Source organism: Streptomyces sp. SID3343, assembly GCF_009865215.1.
In the GTDB taxonomy this organism is placed as follows: Bacteria; Actinomycetota; Actinomycetes; order Streptomycetales; family Streptomycetaceae; genus Embleya.
In genome coordinates, this window is the sequence record NZ_WWJX01000527.1 from 1 (window position 1) to 1,837 (window position 1,837).

General features: G+C 73.3%; 2 protein-coding genes. Both read left to right on the forward strand.

Annotated features, from left to right (window positions below; all coding sequences use genetic code 11):
- A partial coding sequence (locus tag GT354_RS16525; protein WP_237534990.1) for a condensation domain-containing protein occupies nt 1–1,412 on the forward strand: 1,412 nt, incomplete at its 5' end.
- Nucleotides 1,409–1,837: hypothetical protein (locus GT354_RS16530; protein ID WP_161357071.1), on the forward strand; the 429-nt coding region annotated here is incomplete at its 3' end. The genes GT354_RS16525 and GT354_RS16530, both read left to right, overlap by 4 nt.

The following is a 1,837-nucleotide window of genomic DNA, read 5'->3' on the forward strand; positions in this document are numbered from 1 at the left end:
TGAGCACACCCGACGCCGCCCTCCCCCGCCCGCCGGTCCGCGACGCGGTCGTCCCCGTCGACGAGCGGCCCGCGCCACTGTCGACCGCGCAGGCCCGGCTGTGGTTCGTGCACACCAGCAGGCCGCCGACCGCCGAGTACAACCTCCAGGTCGCGCTTTTGCTGCGCGGGAAGCCGGACGTCGACGCGCTCGTCGGCGCCGTGCACCGGCTCGTGCGACGCCACGAACCGCTGCGCACGGTGGTCGAGTCACGCCCGACGGGACCGCCCGTACAACGCGTCCTGGCCGACGGACTTCCCCCCGTGGACCACCGACCGGCCGCGCCGGGCGCCGACGACGCGAAACGGGCCGCGGCGACCGCCACCGAGGAACTCGCGCACGTCTTCGACCTGGAACACGAACCCCCGCTGCGGGTTCGGTCGGCCGCCCTCGGCGACGACGCCTTGGTGCTGGTGTTGACCATGCACCACCTCGCGTTCGACGGTTGGTCCACCGCGATCCTGCTGCGCGAACTCGCCGAGGACTATCGCAGCGGCGGCGTACCGGCGATCCCGGCGCCCGAGATCTCCTACAGCGATTACGCGTGGTGGGAGCGCCGCACGCTGGACCGCGACCGCGAATCGCTGCTGCGGCACTGGCAAACCACGCTGGAGGGCGTCGAGGAGCTGGAACTGCCCGCCGACCGACCCGGGCACGGCGTGGGCGGACCGATGGGCACCGTGCGCCACGAGTTGTCCGCCACCACCGTGGAGCGCATGCGCGCGGTGGCCGCGCGGGCGGGGGCGAGTTCGTTCGCGGTCGCGCTCGCCGCGTGGTTCGCGGTGCTCGGCCGCTACAGCGGTCAGCGGGACTTCGTCGTGGGCATGCCCGTCAGTGGTCGTACCGACGTGGCCCTGGAGGCCCACATCGGCTGCTTCGTCAACACGCTGTGCCTGCGCTCCGCGCTGCGCCCGCGTGAGCCCTTCGTCGAACTGGTGCGCCGTACGCACCTGACGTTGGCCGACGCGATGGCCCACCAGGCGCTGCCCTTCGAGGAGTTGGTGCGCGTGTCGAGCCCGGATCGGCGCAGCGATCGAAACCCGCTCTTTCGGGCCTTCTGTTCCGGGGTGGACGCCCCGCCGTCGCTCGACCTCGACGGACTGGACGCCGAGTTCGTGACCCCCGACTACGCGCTGAGCCGGTTCGACCTCAATGCCACGTTCCTGCTCGGCGGCGCCCGGCCGATGCTGCAACTCGACTACAGCAAAGCTTTGTTCGACGACACCTCCGGCGCGGATCTGGCCCGTCGCCTGGGTGTCTTCCTCGACTGGGCGGTGAGCCGGCCCGATCGCGCCGTCCGTGACGTGGCGTGGATGACGCCTGGCGAACGGCGGCACGTCCTCGACACCCTCCAGGGAGGCGGCCTCGCATGACCGGTCCCGCAAGGCTGTCCGAGCAGGCCCGCCGGCGCGCCCTGCGGTCCGTGCTGCGCCGCATCGACCACGAGGCCGCGGGGCGGGAGTTCACCGAGCCCCGGCCCGCGGGCGCCGAGGTGCCGCTCACCGTGGATCAGGAGTGGCTGTACACGGCGGCGCAGGCGGTACCGGACCTGGCCGCGATGGCGGTCACGGCCCGCTTGGAGACCGGCCGTCGCCTGGATCACGCGCGGTTGCGCGCCGCGGTCGAGGCGGTGGCGGCGGCAACTCCGGTACTGGGCCTGTTGGTCCGCGAGCACGGGGGCACCCTCGTCCAGGCGCCGGGTGAGCTCGCGCGGGTGCGATGGCACGACTCGCCGGACGAGCCCGCGTGGAGGGAGCCGTTCGATCCGCGGCGCGGGCCGCTGTGTCGCGCGGCGGTC